15 protein-coding genes are annotated in these 20,793 nt (G+C 71.7%); 6 read left to right on the plus strand and 9 right to left on the minus strand.

Features of this window, described 5'->3' with window-relative positions:
• The first annotated feature begins 230 nt into the window (after positions 1–230).
• The gene (locus tag ABZX40_RS08040; RefSeq protein ID WP_355747679.1) at positions 231–3,485 is read left to right on the plus strand and encodes a BTAD domain-containing putative transcriptional regulator; all 3,255 of its coding nucleotides are present in this window, start codon (positions 231–233) and stop codon (positions 3,483–3,485) included.
• Positions 3,486–3,512: 27 nt separating this feature from the next.
• On the opposite strand, the gene ABZX40_RS08045 is transcribed toward ABZX40_RS08040, so the two are convergent.
• The 3 genes from ABZX40_RS08045 to panB all read right to left on the minus strand — a co-directional run bounded on the left by ABZX40_RS08045 (position 3,513) and on the right by panB (position 6,514).
• Positions 3,513–4,346, minus strand: a complete 834-nt coding sequence (locus ABZX40_RS08045; protein ID WP_355747682.1) for an ABC transporter permease — start codon at positions 4,344–4,346, stop codon at positions 3,513–3,515.
• A complete protein-coding gene (locus ABZX40_RS08050) occupies positions 4,343–5,368 on the minus strand; it encodes an ATP-binding cassette domain-containing protein (protein WP_355747685.1) in 1,026 nt (341 codons plus the stop codon). Before ABZX40_RS08050 ends, ABZX40_RS08045 begins: the two co-directional genes overlap by 4 nt.
• Positions 5,369–5,647: 279 nt before the next feature.
• A complete protein-coding gene (panB, locus tag ABZX40_RS08055) occupies positions 5,648–6,514 on the minus strand; it encodes a 3-methyl-2-oxobutanoate hydroxymethyltransferase (protein ID WP_355747687.1) in 867 nt (288 codons plus the stop codon).
• 210 nt (positions 6,515–6,724) lie between these two features.
• Between panB and ABZX40_RS08060 the strand changes: the two genes are divergently transcribed.
• From ABZX40_RS08060 to ABZX40_RS08070, 3 genes are all read left to right on the plus strand, one after another.
• On the plus strand, positions 6,725–8,314 hold the full coding sequence (locus tag ABZX40_RS08060; RefSeq protein ID WP_355747690.1) for an MFS transporter: 1,590 nt from the start codon (positions 6,725–6,727) through the stop codon (positions 8,312–8,314).
• A gap of 87 nt (positions 8,315–8,401) precedes the next feature.
• Positions 8,402–9,034 (plus strand): TetR/AcrR family transcriptional regulator, encoded by a 633-nt coding sequence (locus tag ABZX40_RS08065; protein WP_355747693.1) that lies wholly within the window; start codon positions 8,402–8,404, stop codon positions 9,032–9,034.
• Between the two features lie 230 nt (positions 9,035–9,264).
• Positions 9,265–10,308, plus strand: coding sequence for an endonuclease/exonuclease/phosphatase family protein (locus tag ABZX40_RS08070; protein WP_355747696.1), 1,044 nt, complete (start codon positions 9,265–9,267; stop codon positions 10,306–10,308).
• 176 nt (positions 10,309–10,484) lie between these two features.
• On the opposite strand, the gene ABZX40_RS08075 is transcribed toward ABZX40_RS08070, so the two are convergent.
• The 3 genes from ABZX40_RS08075 to ABZX40_RS08085 form a co-directional block, all read right to left on the minus strand.
• On the minus strand, positions 10,485–12,239 hold the full coding sequence (locus ABZX40_RS08075; protein WP_355747699.1) for an NAD+ synthase: 1,755 nt from the start codon (positions 12,237–12,239) through the stop codon (positions 10,485–10,487).
• 100 nt (positions 12,240–12,339) lie between these two features.
• Positions 12,340–12,969: a DUF305 domain-containing protein gene (locus tag ABZX40_RS08080; RefSeq protein ID WP_355747702.1), complete on the minus strand. Its 630-nt coding sequence runs from the start codon at positions 12,967–12,969 to the stop codon at positions 12,340–12,342.
• 10 nt (positions 12,970–12,979) lie between these two features.
• Positions 12,980–13,651, minus strand: coding sequence for a DUF3105 domain-containing protein (locus ABZX40_RS08085; RefSeq protein ID WP_355747705.1), 672 nt, complete (start codon positions 13,649–13,651; stop codon positions 12,980–12,982).
• A gap of 308 nt (positions 13,652–13,959) precedes the next feature.
• Here ABZX40_RS08085 and ABZX40_RS08090 point away from each other — a divergent pair, with 308 nt between their 5' ends.
• Positions 13,960–15,321, plus strand: coding sequence for a glutamine synthetase family protein (locus tag ABZX40_RS08090; RefSeq protein ID WP_355747708.1), 1,362 nt, complete (start codon positions 13,960–13,962; stop codon positions 15,319–15,321).
• 207 nt (positions 15,322–15,528) lie between these two features.
• On the opposite strand, the gene ABZX40_RS08095 is transcribed toward ABZX40_RS08090, so the two are convergent.
• A complete protein-coding gene (locus tag ABZX40_RS08095; RefSeq protein WP_355747711.1) occupies positions 15,529–15,978 on the minus strand; it encodes a VOC family protein in 450 nt (149 codons plus the stop codon).
• A 31-nt stretch (positions 15,979–16,009) separates the two neighbouring features.
• Positions 16,010–16,546 carry a pyridoxamine 5'-phosphate oxidase family protein gene (locus tag ABZX40_RS08100; protein ID WP_355747714.1) on the minus strand — a complete coding sequence of 179 codons (537 nt, stop codon included), beginning with the start codon at positions 16,544–16,546 and terminating at the stop codon, positions 16,010–16,012.
• Between the two features lie 170 nt (positions 16,547–16,716).
• Between ABZX40_RS08100 and ABZX40_RS08105 the strand changes: the two genes are divergently transcribed.
• The gene (locus tag ABZX40_RS08105; protein ID WP_355747717.1) at positions 16,717–19,710 is read left to right on the plus strand and encodes a bifunctional [glutamine synthetase] adenylyltransferase/[glutamine synthetase]-adenylyl-L-tyrosine phosphorylase; all 2,994 of its coding nucleotides are present in this window, start codon (positions 16,717–16,719) and stop codon (positions 19,708–19,710) included.
• Positions 19,711–19,816: 106 nt separating this feature from the next.
• Here the strand turns inward: ABZX40_RS08105 and ABZX40_RS08110 are convergent, their stop codons facing one another.
• The gene (locus ABZX40_RS08110; protein ID WP_355747720.1) at positions 19,817–20,689 is read right to left on the minus strand and encodes a phosphatase PAP2 family protein; all 873 of its coding nucleotides are present in this window, start codon (positions 20,687–20,689) and stop codon (positions 19,817–19,819) included.
• Positions 20,690–20,793 lie beyond the last annotated feature (104 nt).

A 20,793-nucleotide genomic window follows, 5' to 3' on the forward strand; every position in this document is an offset into this window, starting at 1 on the left:
CCGCACCATGACGACAACGGCCCCACCCACCCACCTCCCCAGGGGCGCGGGGAACTGCGCAAAAAGCCACGACGCTCCCGCACCATGACGACAACGACCGCACCCACCCCCCCAGGGGCGCGGGGAACTGCGCGACCAACCACAACGAACCCGCACCACCACGACAACCCCACCCCCCACCCACCCCCAAGGGGCGCGAGGAACCGCGCAACCCCAGGGACAATGGACCCGTGCGCTACAGGATTCTCGGCCCCACCACCGCATCGCGCCCCGACGGCACCCCCGTCCCCATCGGCGGCAGCCGCCTGCGCGCCCTGCTCACCGCGCTCGCCCTGCGCCCCGGCCGCACCGTCCCGGTGACCTCCCTCGTGGACCAGGTGTGGGACGGCGACCCGCCCGCCGACGCCCCCGCCGCCGTCCAGGCGCTCATCGGCCGGCTGCGCCGCACGCTCGGCGCGAGCGCCGTGGAGTCCGCGGACGGCGGCTACCGTCTCGCCGCCACCCCCGACGACATCGACCTGCACCGCTTCGAGCGGCTCACCGACGAGGGCCGCCGCGCCCTGGCCGACGGCGACCCCGCCAAGGCCGCCGACCTCCTCGACGACGCCCTCGCCCTCTGGCAGGGCCCCGCCCTCGCCGACCTCCCCGACCGCACCGCGCACGCGGCCCGCTGCGAGGCCCGCCGCCTCGACGCCCGCCGCGCCCGGCTCACCGCCGCCCTCGCGCTCGGCGCCGCCGACCGGGCGCTGCCCGAGCTGACCGCCCTGTGCGACGCCCACCCCCTGGACGAGCCCCTCCAGGCGCTGCGGCTGCGCGCCCTGCGCGACACCGGCCGCCCGGCCCAGGCCCTGGCCGCCTACGACGGCGTACGCCGCCTGCTCGCCGACCGCCTCGGGTCGGACCCGGGGCCCGAACTGCGCGCCCTGCACGCCGAGTTGCTGACCGGCGACGACCCGCCCTCACCGCCCCCGGCAGCCCGCCCGCCGGGCAACCTGCGGGCCCGGCTCACCTCGTTCGTCGGCCGGGACGCCGATATCGAGTCGATCCGCGCCGACCTCGCCACCGCCCGGCTGGTCACCCTGCTGGGCCCCGGCGGCGCGGGCAAGACCCGGCTCTCCCAGGAGGCCGCCGAGACCGTACGGGACACCGCCCCGGACGGGGTGTGGCTGGCGGAGCTGGCGCCCGTCACCGACCCGGCCGCCGTCCCCGAGGCGGTGCTCACCGCGCTGGGCGCCCGCCAGACCGTGCTGTACGGGGCCGGGGCCGAGGAGATCCGGGCCGCCGTCGCCGACCGGCACGACGACCCCGTCGACCGGCTGGTCGAGCACTGCGGGCCGCGCCGGATGCTGATCGTTCTCGACAACTGCGAGCATGTCGTGGAGGCCGCCGCCCGGCTCGCCGAGGAACTCCTCGCCCGCTGCCCCCGCCTCACCGTGCTCGCCACCAGCCGGGAGCCGCTCGGGGTCCCCGGTGAGCTGCTGCGCCCGGTGGAGCCGCTGCCGGAGCCGTCCGCGCTGCGGCTGCTCGCCGACCGGGGCGCCGCCGCCCGCCCCGGGTTCCGGATCGAGGACGACCCGGAGGCCGCCGCCGAGATCTGCCGCCGTCTGGACGGCCTCCCGCTCGGCATCGAGCTCGCGGCGGCCCGGCTCAGGATGCTCACCCCGCGCCAGATCGCCGACCGCCTGGACGACCGTTTCCGGCTGCTCACCGCCGGGAGCCGCACCGCGCTGCCCCGCCAGCAGACCCTGCGCGCGGTGGTCGACTGGTCCTGGGATCTCCTGGACGACGACGAACGCGAGGTGCTGCGGCGGCTGTCGGTGTTCTCCGGCGGCTGCGACCTGGCCGCCGCCGAGGCCGTCTGCGGCCCCGCCCTGGAGGCGCTCGGCTCCCTGGTCGACAAGTCCCTCGTGGTCGCCGCCCCCGCCGAGGGCGCCGGGATGCGCTACCGGCTGCTGGAGACCGTCGCCGAGTACGCCGCCGAGCGCCTGGACGAGTCCGGCTCCCGCCCCGGCGCCGAGCGCGCCCATCTCGTCCACTACCGCGAGTACGCCCGTCACGCGGACCGCCGGCTGCGCGGCGCCGGACAGCGCGAGGCCATCGCCGGACTCGAACGCGAGTACGAGAACATCCGGGGTGCCCTGCGCCGGGCCGTCGCCGCCCGCGACGAGCAGGAGGCGCTGAGCCTCGTCCACGCGATGATCTGGTACTGGCAGATGCGCGATCTGCGGATCGAGGCGCGCGGCTGGTTCGGCGAGGTGATGGCGCTCGGCCCCGACCCCTTCGCCGAGCCCGCGCCCCGCGCCCGGCCGGTCCCGGAGCGGGTCACGGCGGCCCCGCCGCCCCTGGTCGGCGAGGCCCTGATCGAGGCCCGCCGGGGGGTCCATCTCGCCCATGTCGCCTGTATGGACACCGAGATGGAGTCCTGGCAGACCGAGCGCGGACGGCAGAAGCTGCGCACCATCACCGAGGTCTACGAACCCGGGATGCCGCAGGTCTGCCGGGTGCCCGGTCTGTTCTGGTTCTTCGCGGTGATGCTCAGCGGCGGCGTCGGGCAGCTGCGCGAGATCATCGACGCCGCCGTGGACACCTGCCGCCGCACCCCGGACCACGAGTGGGAGCTGGCCAGCGTCCTGCACATGCGGGCCAGCATCCTCGCCAACCGCAGCGACTGGGCCGGGGACGCCGTCCGCGACGCCGATGAGGCCCTGGCGATCCATCGCCGCCTCGGCGATCTGTGGGGCCAGGCGGAAGCGCTGTCCGCCCGCGCCGAGGCCAATGAGCGGCGCGGCGAGCACGCCCTGGCCGCCGCCGACTTCGAGGCGGCCATCGCCCAGGCCGAACAGCTGGGCGCCCGCAGCCAGGCCGCCATCCTCACCGCCCGGCTCGGCGGCACCCTGGCCGAGGCGGGCCGCCACGAGGCCGCCGAGGAACTGCTGCGGCGCGTCCTGGACGAGGACGAGACCGTGTACGGCGAGGCCCGCCCGGCCGCCCGGCTGTTCCTCATCGGCGTCCTCGGCGCGACCGACCGGATCGCCGAGGCCCGGGACGAACTGCGCACCCTGCGCGTGGACTTCCACCTCGCGCACTTCCTCTTCTTCGACGCCTTCCTGCTGGGCACCGAGGCGTGGCTCGACGCCGTCGAGGGCCACTACGACGCCTGTCTGGACAACGCCCGGCAGGCGCTGGTGAAGGCCGCCGACCCGGTGGCCCAGGCGATCCAGCCCACCGTGCAGTCGGGGTATCTCACCATCGCCGCCATCGCGCTCGCCGAGGCCGGGGACGGGCGCCGCGCCGAGGACGCCGCCCGCTGTCTGGGCGCGGCGGCGGCCCTGCTGCCGCCCGGCCATGTGGCGTCCTGCGCGGAGCGGCTGTCCCGGGACCGGGCCGTCGCCTCGGCCCGCGCGGCGCTCGGCGACGACCGGTACGAGGCGCGGTTCGCCGAGGGCGCCGGCCTCTCCCCCGAGGAGGCCGCCGCCCTGCTGTGACCCCGCCCGCCCGGTCACCCGGTCCGCTCAGCTCTTCGTACGGAACTTGTGGATCGCCACCGGTGCCATCACCGCCGTGATCCCCGCCGACCAGGCCAGCGTCACCCACAGATCCTGCGCGACCGGACCGCCCACCATCAGCCCGCGCGCCGCGTCGGCCAGCGTGGACAGCGGGTTGTAGTCGGTGAACGCCTGGAGCCAGCCCGGCATGGAGGAGGTCGGCGCGAAGATCGAGGAGCCGAACTGGAGCGGGAACAGGACCAGGAAGCCCATCGCCTGCACCGACTGCGCGTTCTTCAGGATCACGCCCAGGGTGAGGAACACCCACATGATCGACGAGGCGAACACCGTCGACAGCCCCACCGCCGCGAACAGCCCTGCCCAGTGCACGATGTCGAAACCGACCAGCACCGCGACGACCATCAGCACCGCCGTGGCGAACAGCATCCGCAGCAGCTCCACCGAGACCTTCGCGAAGAGCACCGAGCCGCGCCCGATCGGCAGCGACCGGAAGCGGTCCATCACCCCGGTGTTGAAGTCCTGGCTGAAGCCCGTACCGACGCTCTGCGACAGCGTCATGCTCATCATCGCCAGCATGCCCGGGATGACGTACTGGACATAGCCGTCCTGGCCGCCGCCCAGCGCCTGGCCGATGGAGCCGCCGAAGACGTACACGAACAGCAGGGTGAAGACGATCGGCATCAGCAGGGCGTCGAACATCGACTCCGGGTCCTGGCGGATCCACAGCAGATTGCGCCGGACCAGCGCCCCGGTGTGGCGCAGATGCCCGCGCAGCGGGATCCGGGCATCGTCCTTCAGCCCGTGCGGCGCCTTGAGATCGGTGGTGGTGACGGCGCTCATACGGCGACCTCCTCACGGTCGGCGGCGGACACGGCGTGCTGCGGGGTGCTCGCCCGGCGCCCGGTCAGGGACAGGAACACCTCGTCCAGGCTGGGCAGCTCGGTGACTATGGAGCTGATCGTCAGCCCCCGCGACACCACCGCGCCGGTCACCGCGGTGAGCTGCTCGTCGCTGAGGATCGGCACGAGGACGCTGCCGCGCTCGGTGTCGACGGTGGTGGCGGCCAGCCCGGTCAGGCCCAGCTCGTCCAGGGCGTGGGCGAGGGGGCGCAGCTGGAGCGGATCGGCCGGTCGGATCCGCAGGGTACGGCCGCCGACCTTCGCCTTCAGCTCCTCGATACCGCCGCCCGCGATGACCTTGCCCCGGTCGACCACGGTCAGCTCGGAGGCGAGCTGCTCGGCCTCCTCCATGTACTGGGTGGTCAGCAGCACGGTCACCCCGTCGCCGACCATCGTCTTCACCTCGGCCCAGACCTCGTTGCGGGTCCGCGGGTCCAGTCCGGTGGTCGGCTCGTCCAGGAACAGCACCTCGGGGCGGCCGATCATGGACGCCGCCAGGTCGAGGCGGCGGCGCATCCCGCCGGAGTAGGTGCTCACCGGGCGGCGCGCGGCCTCGGTGAGGGAGAAGCGCTCCAGCAGTTCATCGGCGCGGGCGCGGGCGTCCTTGCGGGGCAGGTCCAGGAGCCGGCCGATCATATAGAGGTTCTCCCAGCCGGGGATCTTCTCGTCGACCGAGGCGTACTGCCCGGTGAGCCCGATCACCCGGCGCAGCATCCGGGGCTGGCGCACCACGTCGAACCCGGCGACGGTCGCCTGTCCGGCGTCCGGGGCGAGCAGGGTGGAGAGAATCCTGACGAGGGTGGTCTTGCCGGCGCCGTTGGGGCCGAGGACACCCATCACGGTGCCCTGCCGCACCTCCAGATCGACGCCGTCCAGCGCCTTGGTCTCGCCGTAGTGCTTGACCAGTCCCCTCACGCTGACGGCGATCTCTTCGCCGCGGGGGCTTGTGTCGGTTCGTGTCATGCGGTCGAGCGTCGCAGCCACCGCCGACAAAACACCGACAGGCTGCCGACAGGGGGGTGACGGGGTGAGGTCGTATGCCGGGTGCGGGTCGGTGGGGCGGGTTTTGCGCAGTTCCTCCCCCAGAGGGGGTACCCCCAGCGCCCCTAAAGGCTTATTAGGGGCGCGGGGAACTGCGCGACCAGCCCCCACCTGCCCGCACCCGAAAGACACCCCCGGGGGGCGACCCGCCGACGGGGGACGGTCGGCGGGTCGCCCATGGTGCCGGGAAATGGTCAGTGATCAGTGAACGGAATGCTCCTCCGTCGGGAACGTCCCCCCGACGACATCCTCCGCGAACGCCCGCGCCGCCTCCCCGACAACCCCCCGGAGGTCCCCGTACCGCTTGACGAACTTCGGTACCCGCCCGCCCGTCAGCCCCAGCATGTCCGTCGACACCAGCACCTGCGCGTCCGTCTCCGCGCCCGCGCCGATCCCGACCGTGGGGATCTGGAGCGTGCGGGTCACCTCCGCGGCCAGCTCCGCCGGGACCAGCTCCAGGACCACCGAGAACGCGCCCGCGTCCTGCACGGCCTTGGCGTCGCGCAGCAACTGCGCCGCCGCCTCCTCGCCGCGCCCCTGCACCCGGTAGCCCATGGAGTTCACGGACTGCGGGGTGAGGCCGATGTGGGCCATCACCGGGATGCCGGACTCCACCAGCAGCTCGATCTGCCGGTGCGAGCGCTCACCGCCCTCCAGCTTGACCGCGCCGACCCCGGCCTCCTTGATCAGCCGGGTCGCCGAGCGCAGCGCCTGCACCGGGCCCTCCTGGTAGGAGCCGAAGGGCAGATCGCCGACGATCAGGGCACGGCGGGTGCCGCGCACCACGGCCGCGGAGAGCATGGTCATCTCGTCGAGGGTGACGGGCACCGTCGTCTCGTAGCCGAGGTGGACATTGCCCGCCGAGTCGCCGACGAGGAGCACCGGGATACCGGCCTCGTCGAAGACGGACGCGGTCATCGCGTCGTAGGCGGTGAGCATGGGCCACTTCTCGCCGCGCTCCTTGGCGAGGGCGATGTCGCGGACGGTGATGCGCCGGGTGCTCTTGCCTCCGTACAGCGCCTTGCTGCCGTCGGAGGAGGTGGCACGGGCAGCCGAGAGCTGCGTCATGGCAACGGCTCCTTCAAGTCATCTCCAGGCGCCCTGACGGCGTCCCGGGATCCCCTCCATGGTGGCACCTCGTCCCGGAGAGGACCAGGGGACCCACGTCACGTACCTCGCCCCATCCGGCGGCGGCCGACGTAAGGGCACGGTAAAGAGCACGGCAAAAGATTTACGATACGGTACGGTCTCGTATCGTAATTCGCTACGCTCGCCGGCATGACTACTCCTGCCGTCCCCGCCCCGCGTGTACCGGCCGAGGTGCACCGGCGTCGCTGGGGCATCCTCGGTGTGCTGATGCTCAGCCTGCTGATCGTGGTGCTCGACAACTCGATCCTCAATGTGGCCGTCAAGACGATCTCCACCCCCGCCCCGACCGGCCTCGGCGCCACCCAGAGTGAGCTGGAGTGGGCCATCAACTCCTACACCCTGGTCTTCGCGGGCCTGCTGTTCTCCGCCGGGCTGCTCGGCGACCGGCTGGGCCGCAAGAAGGTGCTGCTCGGCGGGCTCGTGGTGTTCGGCATAGGCTCGGCGCTGGCCGCCTCCGCCGGATCGCCGGGCGAACTGATCGGCTTCCGCGCGGTGATGGGCCTCGGCGCCGCCTTTGTGATGCCGGCCACCCTCGCCGTGCTGATGAACATCTTCGAGCGGGACGAGCAGCCCAAGGCCATCGGCATCTGGACCGGCGGGGTCGGACTCGCCATCGCCATCGGCCCGATCACCGGCGGGGTCCTGCTCGACCACTTCTGGTGGGGCTCGGTCTTCCTGATCAACGTCCCCATCGTGATCGTCGCCGTTGGGCTGATGATCTGGCTGGTCCCCGACTCCCGCGACCCGAGGCCCGGCCGGATCGACCCGATCGGCGTCCTGCTCTCCGTCGTCGGCCTGGTGCTGCTGGTCTTCGGCATCATCCGGGGCGGCGAACTCGCCGACTTCACCGACCCGACCGTCCTCGCCACCATCGGCGCCGGACTCGCCGTACTGATCGGCTTCGTGCTGTTCGAGAAGCGCAGCGACCATCCCTCCATCGATGTCGGCTACTTCAGGAACAAGGTGTTCTCGGCCTCCATCGCGGTCATCGCGCTGGTCTTCTTCGCCCTGATGGGCGTGACCTTCTTCTCCGTCTTCTACACCCAGTCCGTGCGCGGCTACTCCCCGCTGGAGACCGGACTGCTGCTGCTCCCGCTCGCCGCCGCCCAACTGATCTTCGCCCCGCGCGCCCGGCTGGTCGTCGACCGGATCGGCATCCGCGCCACCGCCTGCGGCGCCATGCTGCTGATCGCCGCCATGCTCGGCGCGTTCGCCACCTTCGACGCCGACACGCCGATCTGGATCCTGGAGGTCGTCTTCTTCCTCATGGGCACCGCGATGGCCCACATCATGCCCCCGATCAGCGTCGTCGTCATGCAGGCCCTGCCCCGCGAGAAGGCCGGCTCCGCCTCCGCCCTCAGCAACACCTTCCGCCAGGTCGGCGGCGCCCTCGGCATCGCCGTCCTCGGCTCGGTGCTCTCCGCCGCCTACCGCACCGGCATCGAGGACAGCCTCGGCGCCCTCCCCGCCGGGCTGCGGCACACCGCCGGTGAGTCCATCGAGGCCACCCTCGCCGTCGCCGCCCGGCTCGGCCCCGAGGGCGACGCCCTGATCACCCCCGCCAACGACGCCTTCCTGCACGCCATGCACCTCACCGCCCTGTGCGGCGCGAGCGTCGCCCTGGTCGGCGCCGTCGTGGTGGGCCTGTGCCTGCCGGGGCGCCAGCACCCGGACCGGCAGCGCGGCAAGGAGACGGAGCTGGTGAGCGCGGGGGAGTGAGGGACGCGCGAGGTGGAGGACAATCACCGGGAACCCGGGCGGCACCCCGCCGCCGCACCGGTGAACGGCACCACGGAACGGAGCGACGTGAACAGCCCCGCAGGCCACCGGCCGACCAACGGCGGTGCTCCCAAAGGACGCCCCCGCAGCGAGGCCGTGGAGCGCGCCATCCTGGAGGGCGCGATGAGACTCCTGGAGGAAGGGGTGCCGTTCGCCGAGCTGTCCATCGAGCGGATCGCCCGGACCGCGGGGGTCGGCAAGGCCACCATCTACCGCCGGTGGAGCGGCAAGGAGGCCCTCTTCGTCGAGGTGCTGCGCGCCGCCGAACCGCCCGAACCCCCGCTCCCCGGCACCTCCATGCGGGACGACCTGGTGGTGCTGCTGGAGTCGCTGCGCCGCCGCGGTCTCGCCAACCGGGGTTCGGCGATCCTCTACACCGTCCACGCCCAGATGAAGAGCAACCCGCGATTGTGGGAGGAGTACCACAACACCGTTGTCGCGCCCCGGCAGGAACTGACCCGTCAGGTGCTGCGCCGGGGCCAGCGCGACGGCGAACTCCGCACCGATCTCGACCTGGAACTCCTCAGCGACCTGTTCATGGGCCCCATGCTGGTCCGCGCCGTGATGCGCCCCGACGGCGAGTTGCCCGATCTGCTCGCCGAGGAGATAGTCGACACACTTCTCGCCGGACTGCGCCCGGCCGCCACCCCGCACCACTGACCGCGCCCACCGCGCCACGCCGGAGCGGGCACCCGTTTCGCCACCGGCGAATATGCGCGTTTCGTTACAGAGCACGCGTTCGGCACGGGAATCCGGAACTCGGGAAACCCTCTCGTTCGTCATCGTGCCCGTACGGCCGTCGCGTGACGGCGGGATCGGAGCCGATCATCCCCTAGGGTCTGGAAGGACACGGGGAGATGACGGTGCACGGCAGGTAGCGAGGCGACGGTATGGCGCAGCAGGCGTACGTGACGGAGACGGCGGACGGCGACGGCTCGGGCTCCGAGCAGCGCAGAACTCGGCTCCGGCGTCTGCTCGACGGTTGGCGCGACGGCCGGAAGGTGTGGCGGCGCGGCATCGTGCTCGCCGTGCTCGCGGTGCTCTGCGCGCTGGTGATGGCGGTGCACGCGCAGATCCCCAACCGGATCGGCAACCTCGGCAGTCTGATCGAGACCTTCCTCCCGTGGTTCGGGCTGGCCGTGCCGGTGCTGCTGTTGCTCGCCCTGATCCGCCGCTCGGCCACCGCGCTGATCGCCGTGATCCTCCCGGCGGTCGTCTGGCTCAACCTCTTCGGCGGGCTGCTCACCGGGAAGGCCGCCGCCACCGGGGGCGATCTGACCGTCGTCACCCACAACGTCAACGCCGAGAACCCGGACGCGTTCGGCACCGCCCGCGATGTGGCCGCCTCCGGCGCCGATGTCGTGGCCCTGGAGGAACTGACCTCGGACGCGGTGCCGGTCTATGAGAACGCCCTCGGCGAGACCTACCCCTACCACTCGGTGCAGGGCACGGTCGGACTGTGGAGCACCTACCCGCTCTCCGACATCCGCCCGGTCGACATCGAGCTGGGCTGGACCCGGGCCATGCGCGCCACGGTCGACGCGCCGGGCGGCCAACTCGCCGTCTACGTCGCCCATCTGCCATCGGTCCGGGTCAAGCTGGAGGCCGGGTTCACCGCCCGCCAGCGCGACACCAGCGCGGACGCGCTGGGCGAGGCGATCGCGCGGGAGCGGGTCGAGCGGGTGGTGCTGCTCGGCGACCTCAACGGCACGATGAACGACCGCGCGCTCAACGCGGTCACCGCGCAGATGCGGTCCACGCAGGGCGCGGCGGGCAACGGCTTCGGCTTCAGCTGGCCGGCGTCGTTCCCGCTGGCCCGGATCGACCAGATCCTGGTCAAGGGCGTGGAACCGATCAGCTCCTGGACCCTCCCGGCCACGGCGAGCGACCACCTCCCGGTAGCGGCCAGGGTGGACTTGACGCAGCCTCGGTAGGCGCGGTGGGCGGCATGCGGCGTGACGCGAACCCGCGCGAGCGGGGTGCCGCTGCGCCCACCCGTGCCGCCCCAGCGGCACGACTGCCCGCAGCTAAGCCGGTTTAGGGGCGCTGGGGGTACCCCCTCTGGGGGAGGAACTGCGAGACCAGCCCCCACCCACCCGCACCCACCCCCCTACAAAGACTCCCGCCACCCATTCGTGATCGGCAGCCTCCGGTCCTTCCCGAACCCCTTCGGCGAGATCTTCGTCCCCGGCGGATACTGCCGCCGCTTGTACTCCGCCGTATCCACCATCCGCAGCGTCTTCGTCACCAGCCCCGCGTCGAACCCCGCCCCCACGATCACATCCGCCCCCTCGTCCCGGTCCACATACCGCTCCAGAATCGCGTCCAGCACGGAGTAGTCCGGCAGGGAATCCGTATCGACCTGCCCCGGCCGCAACTCCGCGCTCGGCGGCTTGGAGATCGAGTTCTCCGGGATCGGCGGGGTCTGCCCCCGCTCCACCGCCGCCCGGTTGCGCCACTCGGCGAGCCGGAACACCGCGGTCTTGTACAGATCCTTGATCGGCCCGTACGCCCCCACGGAGTCCCCGTACAGCGTCGAATAGCCGACCGCCAGCTCCGACTTGTTCCCGGGGGCCAGCACGATGTGGCCCTCCTGGTTGGAGATCGCCATCAGCGTCGTCCCCCGCAGCCGCGACTGGAGGTTCTCCTCCGCCAGCCCGGTCAGCCCCAGCGCGGACATATACGCGTCGAACATCGGCCCGATCGGCACCGTACGGAAGTTCAGCCCCGTCCGCCGCGCCAGCTCCGCCGCGTCGCCCTTGGAGTGGTCGGAGGAGTACTTCGACGGCATGGACACCCCGTACACATGCTCCGCGCCCACCGCGTCGCAGGCGAGGGCCGCCACCAGCGCCGAGTCGATGCCGCCGGAGAGCCCGATCAGCACCGACCGGAAGCCGTTCTTGGCGACATACGCGCGCAGGCCGACGACCAGCGCCGAGTACACCTCCTCGGCGTCGTCCAGCCGCTCCGCGTACCCCCCGGTGTGCACCGGCTCGTACGGCTCCACCGGGTCCTCGGAGAGCACCACCCGGTCGATGCGCAGCCCGTCGTCCACCACGCCCTCGGGCGCGTCGGACCGCGCGGCCGGGAGGTCCAGGTCGAGCAGCATGCAGGTCTCGGCGAACTGCGGCGCCCGCGCGATCACGTCGCCGCCCGCGTCGACCACGATGGAGTCGCCGTCGTAGACCAGTTCGTCCTGCCCGCCCATCATCGCCACGTACGCGGTGGTGCAGCCGGCCTCCTGGGCGCGCTTGCGAACCAGTTCCAGCCGGGTGTCGTCCTTGTCCACCTCGTAGGGGGAGGCGTTGATGGAGAGCAGCAGGCCCGCGCCCGCCGAGCGCGCGGCCGGCACCCGGCCGCCGTCCTGCCAGAGGTCCTCACAGATGGCGAGGGCCACATCCACCCCGTGCACCCGCAGCACCGGCATGGTGTCGCCGGGCACGAAGTAGCGGAACTCGTCGAAGACGCCGTAGTTCGGGAGGTGGTGCTTGGCGAAGGCGAGGACGACCTCACCGCCGTACAGCACCGCTGCCGCGTCCTGCGGGGCACCGGCCGGCTGGCCGTACTTCGGCTGGGCGCTCTCGGAGCGGTCGAGATAGCCGACCACCACCGGCAGCCCGCCCAGGCCCTCCGCGGCGAGCCGGGCCGCCAGCTCCCGCAGCGCGGCGCGGGACGCCTCGACGAAGGAGGTGCGCAGCGCCAGGTCCTCCACGGGATACCCGGTCAGGGTCATCTCCGGGAACGCCACGAGATGCGCTCCCTGCCCGGCCGCGTGCCGGGTCCACTCCAGGATCCGGTCGGTGTTCCCGGCGAGGTCGCCGACCCGGGCGTCGATCTGGTTCATCGCGAGGCGTAGTTGAGGCACGGGCCCCAGTGTAATCGTCAGAGCGACGCGATGGGGGGTGCGGAGGTGTGGGGCGCCCCACGGAAGGTGCGGTGCGCCCCCCCCAGCGGCGTGCCGGGTCTTACGACCCGGCCTCGGCGCCCCGCTCCCGCAGCATGTCCGCCATCAGGTCGATCTCCGACTGCTGCCCCTGGACCATGCCCTGCGCGAGCCGCTTCTCCGCGCCCACCGTGCAGCGCGACACACAGCCCTCGGCCATATGGATCCCGCCCTGGTGGTGCTCGGTCATCAGCTGGAGATAGAAGATCTCGGCCTGCTCGCCATTGAGCCGCCCCAGCCGCTCCATCTCCTCGTTCGTGGCCATGCCCGGCATCAGCGAGCCCTCGCCCTCGCTCGGCATGGACCCCATGTCCATCCAGGTCATCGGCGGGTCGGAGGAGACCTTCGGCAGCCCCCACAGATCCAGCCAGCCCAGCATCATGCCCCGCTGGTTGGCCTGGGTCTGCGCGATGTCGTAGGCGAGGCGGCGCACCTCCTCGTCATCGGTGCGGTCGCGCACGATGTACGACATCTCCACCGCCTGCTGATGGTGGACGGCCATGTCCCGGGCGAAGCCCGCGTCCGCCGAGTCGGCCGCGGGCGGCTCGACGCCCGAGCCGTCGTCCCCGGCGACCGCGTAGGTGATCGCGCCCGCCGCGACCAGCGCCGCCGTGACCGTTCCGGCGATCCATCCGGCCTGTGTCCGCTTCATCACCGCCGCCTCACCCGGCCAGTCCGCCGGTGCACGCGGCACCCGGCTCCGGCGTCTGCTCGCCCTGCACGAACTTCTCCAGGAACGCGTCCAGCTTCGGGTCGTCCGCGCCCGTCACCGTCCGCTGGTACCCCCAGGCGCTCAGCATGATCGGCGACGCCTGGTCCTCGTCCGGGCTCATCAGCGTGTACGGGGTGGCCTTGACCTTGGCCGCCAGCGCGTCCACGTCCGCCTTCGCCGCCTCGCTGGTGTACGTCACCCAGACCGCCCCGTGCTCCAGCGAGTGGACGGCGTTGACCTTCGGGATCGCCTTCTCGTAGACATCCCCGTTGCAGTTCATCCAGACCTGGTTGTGGTCCCCGCCGACCGGCGGTTCCATCGGGTAGTCCACGTCCTCGGTGACATGCGTCTGGCTCAGCTCGCCGTCCCACTTCTGCACCCCGTCGGCGTCGGCCACGAACGTTCCGGTGCCGGAGCTCTTGCCGTCGCTCGCCGTGTCCGAGGAGTCACCGGACTGCGACCGCACCAGCACCACACCGCCGACGACCAGCCCGGCCACGACCACCACGCTCGCGGCGATGGTCAGGATCCGGTTGCGCCGGTCCCGGGAGCGCTCCGCGCGGCGCATCTCCTCGATCCGGGCCTTGCGCGCCGCGCTGTCTCTGTTCTTGGCCGAGCCCATGGGGGGTGCCCTTCTGGGATGTGGAGCGGAAAAGGACGATGGTCGGGTCAACTGATCGTAGTGCGATCCGGCCGTCGGCCGTACAGCACCCGCCCGGGGGGCCATTACGGATACCGGGGCGAGAAGGCAAGATGGGCGGCAGAGCGCGGCACCCGCCGTATCCACGCTGTTCAGACCCGGGTCGGCGGGCCGATCGAGGCCCGCAACGCGCGCGAAACGGTGTTGTGGTGTGATGCTCAGGTGCCCGACCGTGTGTTCCGGTCCTCCCGGAGCGGACGGCCTGACCAGCAAGGATGGGGAAGCGGAAGATGGACAAGCAGCAGGAGTTCGTGCTCCGTACGTTGGAGGAGCGCGACATCCGGTTCGTGCGCCTGTGGTTCACCGACGTTCTGGGCTTCCTCAAGTCCGTGGCCGTGGCCCCCGCCGAGCTAGAACAGGCGTTCGATGAAGGGATCGGTTTCGACGGCTCCGCGATCGAGGGCTTCGCCCGGGTCTACGAGTCCGACATGATCGCCAAGCCGGATCCCGCCACCTTCCAGGTGCTGCCCTGGCGTGCGGAGACCCCCGGCACCGCCCGGATGTTCTGCGACATCCTGATGCCCGACGGCTCGCCGTCCTTCGCCGACCCCCGCTATGTCCTCAAGCGCGCCCTGGCCCGCGCCTCCGATCTCGGGTTCACCTTCTACACCCACCCCGAGATCGAGTTCTTCCTGCTCAAGCACAAGCCGGTCGACGGCTCGGTGCCGACCCCGGCCGACAATTCCGGCTACTTCGACCACACCCCGACCAACGTCGGCATGGACTTCCGCCGCCAGGCGATCACCATGCTGGAGTCCATGGGCATCTCGGTCGAGTTCTCCCACCACGAGGGCGCCCCCGGCCAGCAGGAGATCGATCTGCGCTACGCCGACGCGCTGTCGACGGCGGACAATGTGATGACGTTCCGGCTGGTCATGAAGCAGGTCGCGCTGGAGCAGAACCTCCAGGCCACGTTTATGCCGAAGCCGTTCTCCGAGCACCCGGGGTCCGGTATGCACACGCATCTGTCGCTCTTCGAGGGTGACCGCAACGCGTTCTACGAGTCCGGCGCGGAGTACCAGCTCTCCAAGGTCGGCCGCTCCTTCATCGCCGGGCTGCTGCGGCACGCCGGGGAGATCTCCGCGGTCACCAACCAGTGGGTCAACTCCTACAAGCGCATCTGGGGCGGTTCCGAGCGGACCGCGGGCGCGGGTGGTGAGGCGCCGTCGTACATCTGCTGGGGCCACAACAACCGCTCGGCGCTGGTCCGGGTCCCGATGTACAAGCCCGGCAAGACGGGGTCGGCGCGGGTCGAGGTCCGCTCCCTGGACACCGGGGCGAACCCCTATCTGGCCTACGCGCTGCTGCTGGCGGCGGGGCTGAAGGGGATCGAGGAGGGGTACGAGTTGCCGCCGGGGGCGGAGGACGATGTGTGGGCGCTGTCGGACGCGGAGCGGCGGGCGATGGGGATCGAGCCGTTGCCGCAGAATCTGGGGGAGGCGTTGTCGCTGATGGAGCGGAGCGATCTCGTGGCCGAGACGCTGGGGGAGCATGTGTTTGATTTCTTCCTGCGGAACAAGCGGCAGGAGTGGTTTGAGTATCGGTCCGAGGTGACCGCGTTTGAGCTCCGCAAGAATCTGCCGGTTTTGTAGCGCGGGGTTTGTGGGTGCGGGTGGGTTTTGGGCGCGTGAGGGGGGTGAGGGCGGGGGTGTGTCTGGCGGCTTTCCGTCGGTGGGGGCTGGTCGCGCAGTTCCCCGCGCCCCTAAAGGCGCTGCCGTCGCCGTGAGTGGCCAGGCTCGCCCCCTGAAGAAGAAAGACAAAAGCCCCTGCCGCCCAGCCCTCTCCGCCCAGCCCCCCTCCTACTCCCTCGCCGCCGCCTGGACCGTCAAGGCCGTGTGCAGCGGTTCCGCTGCTCGGCGGCGGTACTCCTGGATGGACCAGGCGTTGCCGTCCGGGTCCTTGAAGTACATGAAGGTCGCGCCGTCCTCGGGGGCGTAGACGACCGGGTCGGAGATCTCCAGGCCCCGGGCGGTCAGCTCCGCGTGGGCCGCCTTGATGTCGGCCACGCAGAGCTGGAGGCCCTGGTAGGAGCCGGGCTCGGGGGCCGACCCGCCCTCGGAGAGGTTCCACAGGGCCTCGCTCAGCGCGATGGAACAGCCCGAGCCCGGCGGCGTCAGCTGGACCAGGCGCATGCCCGGCATGATCTCCTGGTCGAGGTCGACATGGAAACCGACCTTGTCCCGGTAGAAGTCCCGGGCCCGGTCGATGTCGCTCACGGGCAGGGGGATCACTTCCAGGGTGTAGTCCACGGCCCCTCCTCGGGGTGTCGGCCTCGGGGTGTCAGCTGAACCGCCAGCGGGTCTGGCTGAACGGCTCCCCCTTACCGAAGCCGAAAACGGTCCCCGGCGCCACCGAGAAGACATAAGCGTGCCCCGGGCCGTGCTGGAAGCAGCCGTCGGCCACCTCGAAGTGCCAGACGCTGCCGTACTTGGTCTCCCAGGCCGCGGCCAGCTCGCGCAGCCGGTCCTCGTCCGTCACCCGGACCGCCTCGCCCTCCACCACCAGGTCGTAGCCCTGGTCCCAGAGGTTCACCCCGGTGGTGAGGACGACCTGCGGGTTCCCGGCCAGATTGCGGGCCTTGCGCTCCTCGGGGCCGGTGCAGAAGTGCAGCGCGCCCCCGGACCAGACGGCCGGCAGCGGTGTCACGTGCGGGCGCCCGTCGGGCCGTACCGTCGAGATCCAGAACAGCTCGGCCGCGGCCAGCCGCTGCTCCGCGTCGGCCCAGGGCACCGCGGTGGCCGCCGGGTCGCTGTAGCGGGCGTCCAGGCGGGTCTCGGGCGGGCCGGCGGTCGGGCCGGTGGTCGGGCTGTCGGGCATGAGGTGCCTCCAGGTGTCGGTGTCGTCCGGTGTCGTCCGGTGTCGTCCGGTGTCTGTCCGGTGTCGTCCCCCGCAGGGCAGACCGGACAGGGCGCCGGAACTCATCGGAGCTTCCCGCAGATCCTGCGGTTAGGCTCAGGAGGCACGTTGATCCGGACGGGAGGGCGCGAATGACGCCGGGGCGCAGAAGCAGTACCTTCACTCGGCTGCTGCGGCACGGCTTCACCGACCCCTCCGCCGCCGAGCGGCTGCTCGACAGCCCCGAGCTGGCCCCCGTCCGCGACGACCCGGTGCTGCTGGAGGCGCTCGGCGCGACCGCCGACCCCGATCTCGCCCTGCACGGCCTGGTGCGGCTCCTGGAGGCACAGCCCGAGCCCGCGGGCCGCCGGGAACTGCTGGACACCCTGATCGCCGCCAAGCCGCTGCGCGACCGCCTCCTCGGGGTGCTCGGCGCCTCCGAGGCCCTCGCCGACCATCTCGCCCGGCATCCGGGCGACTGGCGGGTCCTGGTGACGTACGAGCCCCGGGATCTGCACCCGGGTGTCGCCGAGTTCGAGCGCGGGCTCGCCGAGGCCGTCGACCCGGTGTCGCTGCGGGTCGCCTACCGGCGCTGTCTGCTGTCCATCGCCGCCCGGGACGTGTGCGGGACGACCGGTATGGCGCAGACCGCCGCCGAACTCGCCGACCTCGCCACCGCCACCCTGCGCGCCGCGCTCGCCCAGGCCCGCGCCGCCGCCCCGGAGGACGCGGCGCTGTGCCGCCTCGCGGTGATCGCCATGGGCAAGTGCGGCGGCCATGAGCTGAACTACGTCTCGGACGTCGACGTCATCTTCGTCGGCGAAGGGGTCGAGGGCGCCGACGAGGGCAAGGCGCTGCGGGCCGCGACCAAACTCGCCTCGCACATGATGCGGATCTGCTCCGAGACGACGGTCGAGGGCTCGATCTGGCCGGTGGACGCCAATCTGCGCCCCGAGGGCCGCAACGGCCCCCTGGTCCGCACCCTCAGCAGCCATCTCGTCTACTACCAGCGCTGGGCCAAGACCTGGGAGTTCCAGGCCCTGCTGAAGGCCCGCCCGGTCGCCGGGGACCTGGCACTGGGCCAGGAGTACGTGGACGCGCTCCAGCCGCTGGTCTGGCAGGCCGCCGAGCGGGACAACTTCGTCGCCGATGTCCAGAAGATGCGCCGCCGGGTGGTGGAGAACATCCCCGCCGACGAGGTCGACCGCGAGCTGAAACTCGGGCCGGGGGGCCTCAGGGACGTCGAGTTCGCCGTCCAGCTGCTGCAACTCGTGCACGGCCGCGCCGACACCGGGCTGCGCAGCGGCACCACCCTCGACGCCCTCCGGGCCCTGGCCGAGGGCGGCTATGTCGGCCGGTCGGACGCCGTCCAGCTCGACGAGGCGTACCGCTTCCTGCGCTCCATGGAGCACCGCATCCAGCTGTACCGGCTGCGCCGCACCCATCTGGTGCCGGTCGAGGAGGCCGACCAGCGCCGCCTGGGCCGCTCGCTGGGGCTGCGCACCGATCCGGTCGCCGAGCTGAACCGCGAGTGGCGGCGGCACGCGGCCGTCGTCCGGCGCCTGCACGAGAAGCTCTTCTACCGGCCACTGCTCGACGCCGTCGCCCAACTCGCCCCCGGCGAGGCCCGCCTCAGCCTCGCGGCGGCCCGCGAACGCCTGGTCGCCCTCGGCTACGCCGACCCCGCCGCCGCCCTGCGCCATCTGGAGGCCCTCGCCTCCGGCGTCACCCGCAAGGCCGCCATCCAGCGCACCCTGCTGCCGGTACTGCTGGGCTGGTTCGCCGACTCCGCCGACCCGGACGCCGGGCTGCTCAACTTCCGCAAGGTCTCCGACGCCCTCGGCAAGACCCCCTGGTATCTGCGGCTGCTGCGCGACGAGGGCGCCGCCGCCGAGAACCTCGCCCGGGTCCTGTCCGCCGGGCGCCTGGCCCCCGACCTGCTGATGCGCGCCCCCGAGGCGGTCGCCCTGCTCGGCGACGGCGCCGGACTCGCCCCGCGCCTCCACGCCCCTCTCGAACAGGAGATCCTCGCCGCCGTCAGCCGCGCCGAGAACGCCGAACACGCGGTCACTGTCGCCCGGGGGGTGCGCCGCCGCGAACTGTTCCGCACGGCCGCCGCCGACATCGTCGGCTCCTACGGCACCGAGGCCCGGCCCGCCGAGGCCGACCAGGGCGCCCTGGTGGACCGGGTCGGCGCCGCCGTCTCCGACCTCACCGCCGCGACCCTCGCGGGTACCCTGCGCGCGGTCGTCCGCGAGCACTGGGGCGCCGAACTCCCCACCCGCTTCGCCGTCATCGGCATGGGCCGCTTCGGCGGCCATGAACTGGGCTACGGCTCCGACGCCGATGTCGTCTTCGTCCATGAGCCCCGCGACGGCGTCGCCGAGCGGGAGGCCGCGCAGGCCGCGGGCAAGGTCGTCGCCGAGATGCGCCGCCTCCTCCAGCTCCCCAGCTCCGACCCGCCCCTGCTGATCGACGCCGATCTGCGCCCGGAGGGCAAGTCCGGCCCCCTGGTCCGCACCCTGAACTCCTACGCGGCGTACTACCGCCGCTGGTCCCTGGTCTGGGAGTCGCAGGCCCTGCTGCGGGCCGAGCCGGTCGCCGGTGACCCGGAGCTGGGCGCCGACTTCCTCGCCCTCGTCGACCATCTGCGCTACCCGGAAGCGGGCCTCACCGAGGACTCCGTACGGGAGATAAGGCGGCTCAAGGCGCGGATGGAGTCGGAGCGGATGCCGCGCGGCGTCGACCCCAAGCTCCACACCAAGCTGGGCCCCGGGGGTCTCTCCGACGTCGAGTGGACCGTCCAGCTCCTCCAGATGCGGCACGGCGCCCATGAGCCGACCCTGCGCACCACCCGCACCCGCGAGGCCCTCGCCGCCGCCCGCGAGGCCGGCCTCATCACCCCCGAGGACGCCACCACCCTGGACGAGTCCTGGGTCCTGGCCACCCGCGTCCGCAACGCGGTGATGCTGGTGAGAGGCCGCGCGGGCGACACCTTCCCGACGGACACCAGAGAACTGGCCGCCGTGGGCCGCTACCTCGGCTACACCTCGGGCCACGCGGGCGACATGCTGGACGCGTACCGCCGCACGGCCAGGAGGGCGAGAACAGTCGTGGAGCACCTTTTTTACGGGGCTGAGCACTGAGGCTTAGGGGGCGCTGGGGGTACCCCCTCTGGGGGTGGGGGTGCCCCCTCTGGGGGAGAACTGCGCGACCAGCCCCCACCCACCCGCACCCGAAAACGAAACACCCCTAAACCTGCTTGGGAAGCAATACCTTCCCCTCAGGCACCACCCGCGGCAACCGATACGGAAGCGCCCCATACCAAACCCGAGCCACCCCATACCCGAACGCCAGACACGCCATCCCCCCCACCGCGTCCAGCCAGAAATGATTCGCCGTGGCCACAATCACCACCAGCGTCAACACCGGGTACAAAAGCCCCAGCACCCGAACCCACGGCACGGACGCCAACGCGAAGATCGTCAGCCCGCACCACACCGACCAGCCGATATGCATGGACGGCATCGCCGCGTACTGGTTCGACATGTTCTTCAGATCGCCGGACGCCATCGACCCCCAGGTCTGATGGACGAGCACGGTGTCGATGAAATTCACGCCGTTCATCAACCGCGGCGGCGCGAGCGGATACAAGTAGTAACCGAGCAGAGCGATACCCGTCGTCGCGAAAAGCACCGTGCGGGTCGCCGCATATCGCCCCGGATGACTGCGGTAGAGCCACACCAATACACCCAGCGTGACGATGAAATGCAGCGTGGCATAGTAGTAGTTCATGCCGACGATGAGCCAAGTCACGGAATTCACCGCGTGATTCACGGACTGCTCGATCGCGATACCGAGCTGCTGTTCGGCCCGCCAGATCCAGTCCGCGTTCTTCAGCGCCTGTGCCTTCTGCTCGGGCACCGCGTTGCGGATCAGTGAGTAGGTCCAGTAACTCACCGCGATCAGCAGGATCTCGAACCACAGCCGGGGCCGCCGGGGGGTGCGCAACCGCCGCCCGACCCCCCGCAGCCGCTCGCGGAAGCCGCGGGGCGACGCGTCCGCAACGGGCTGCGGAGAGACCTCTGTGCGGTCTTCTCTCGTCGTCACGGTCGTGTCACCCATGGGCACAGAGTCTGCCAGAAAAGACATCCTGGTCCGATCATCCCCTGGTCGGGTTCGCCCCGCATCCTCTACTTCCCAGGGACGATGATCCCCCTGATCAGGCC

This window comes from Streptomyces sp. NPDC004610, assembly GCF_040609715.1.
Taxonomy (GTDB): domain Bacteria; phylum Actinomycetota; class Actinomycetes; order Streptomycetales; family Streptomycetaceae; genus Streptomyces.

Bases quoted from the DNA above. Each gene is read 5' to 3' on its own strand.
- ABZX40_RS08080 (WP_355747702.1), bottom strand. From the start codon at position 12,969: ATGAAGCGGACACAGGCCGGATGGATCGCCGGAACGGTCACGGCGGCG.
- ABZX40_RS08050 (WP_355747685.1), bottom strand. From the start codon at position 5,368: ATGACACGAACCGACACAAGCCCCCGCGGCGAAGAGATCGCCGTCAGC.
- ABZX40_RS08110 (WP_355747720.1), bottom strand. From the start codon at position 20,689: ATGGGTGACACGACCGTGACGACGAGAGAAGACCGCACAGAGGTCTCT.
- ABZX40_RS08085 (WP_355747705.1), bottom strand. From the start codon at position 13,651: ATGGGCTCGGCCAAGAACAGAGACAGCGCGGCGCGCAAGGCCCGGATC.
- ABZX40_RS08090 (WP_355747708.1), top strand. From the start codon at position 13,960: ATGGACAAGCAGCAGGAGTTCGTGCTCCGTACGTTGGAGGAGCGCGAC.
- ABZX40_RS08105 (WP_355747717.1), top strand. From the start codon at position 16,717: ATGACGCCGGGGCGCAGAAGCAGTACCTTCACTCGGCTGCTGCGGCAC.
- ABZX40_RS08070 (WP_355747696.1), top strand. From the start codon at position 9,265: ATGGCGCAGCAGGCGTACGTGACGGAGACGGCGGACGGCGACGGCTCG.
- ABZX40_RS08100 (WP_355747714.1), bottom strand. From the start codon at position 16,546: ATGCCCGACAGCCCGACCACCGGCCCGACCGCCGGCCCGCCCGAGACC.
- panB (WP_355747687.1), bottom strand. From the start codon at position 6,514: ATGACGCAGCTCTCGGCTGCCCGTGCCACCTCCTCCGACGGCAGCAAG.
- ABZX40_RS08045 (WP_355747682.1), bottom strand. From the start codon at position 4,346: ATGAGCGCCGTCACCACCACCGATCTCAAGGCGCCGCACGGGCTGAAG.
- ABZX40_RS08060 (WP_355747690.1), top strand. From the start codon at position 6,725: ATGACTACTCCTGCCGTCCCCGCCCCGCGTGTACCGGCCGAGGTGCAC.